The organism is Methylibium sp. T29 (assembly GCF_000576205.1).
Classification (GTDB): Bacteria; Pseudomonadota; Gammaproteobacteria; order Burkholderiales; family Burkholderiaceae_C; genus Methylibium; species Methylibium petroleiphilum.
Map to the genome: position 1 here is coordinate 1 of NZ_AZND01000509.1, position 1,214 is coordinate 1,214.

General features: G+C 73.4%; 1 protein-coding gene and 1 pseudogene. Both read left to right on the forward strand.

What is annotated here, in order from left to right; translation table 11 throughout:
- The coding region (locus x551_RS22440) for a 3-hydroxyacyl-CoA dehydrogenase family protein (RefSeq protein ID WP_036251797.1) at nucleotides 1–352 on the forward strand (352 nt) is incomplete at its 5' end.
- A gap of 38 nt (nucleotides 353–390) precedes the next feature.
- Nucleotides 391–1,214 (forward strand): annotated as a pseudogene (locus tag x551_RS22445) (acetyl-CoA C-acyltransferase); the annotation flags it as partial.

Here is a 1,214-nt window from a genome sequence, read left to right on the forward strand (position 1 = left end):
CGCAAGCACGGCTTGGCAGGCGCGCGCCGCGCAGTGCCTGCAGGCGGCAGGCCGGCAGCCGCAGCGGCTGCGCGACGTGCCGGGCCTGGTGGTCGCACGCACGCTGGCGATGCTGATCAACGAGGCGTCCGACGCCGTGCTGCAGGGCGTGTGCAGCGCCGCGGACGCCGACCTGGCGATGAAGCTCGGCGTCAACTATCCGGCCGGCCCGTTCGAATGGCTGGCGGACTGGGATGTGCGCCAGGTGGTCGCGCTGCTCGACCGCCTGGACACCCACTACCGCGGCGAGCGCTACCGCACGAGCCCCGCGCTGCGCGAACAGGCCTGGCTGCGGAAAGCGACCGCGACCTGAGCCCCCGGCGATCGACGACCCCCTTCCAGCACTTCATCATGATCCGTGACGCCTACCTCTGCGACGCACTGCGCACCCCGTTCGGCCGCTACGGCGGCGCCCTGTCCGGCGTGCGTGCCGACGACTTGGCCGCGGTGCCGCTCGCGGCCCTGATGGCCCGCAACCCGCGGGTCGACTGGCAGGCCGTCGACGACGTGGTGCTGGGCTGCGCCAACCAGGCCGGCGAGGACAACCGCAACGTGGCGCGCATGGCCAGCCTGCTGGCCGGGCTGCCGGTGGAGGTGCCGGGCAGTACCGTCAACCGTCTGTGTGGCTCCGGCATGGACGCGGTGGGCACGGCCGCACGCGCCATCCGCAGCGGCGAGGCCAGTCTGATGCTGGCCGGCGGCGTGGAGAGCATGAGCCGTGCGCCGTTCGTGATGCCCAAGGCCGACAACGCCTGGTCGCGCAGCGCCGCGATCCACGACACCACACTGGCTGGCGCTTCGTCAACCCGCGCATGCAGGCGCTGCACGGCACCGACTCGATGCCGGAGACGGCCGAGAACGTGGCCGCCGAATTCGGCATCGAGCGCGAGGCGCAGGACCGCATGGCGCTGGCCTCGCAGCGCAAGGCGGTAGCGGCACAGCAGCGCGGCTTCTTCGACGCCGAGATCACGCCGGTGACGGTGCCGCAGCGCAAGGGCGAGCCCCTGGTCGTCGTGAAGGACGAGCACCCGCGCGAGACCAGCCTCGAGGCGCTGGCCCGCCTGAAGGGCGTGGTGCGCCCCGACGGCACGGTGACGGCCGGCAATGCCTCGGGCCTCAACGACGGCGCCTGCGCGCTGCTGCTGGCCGACGAGGCCGGTGCGGCCCGCCACGGC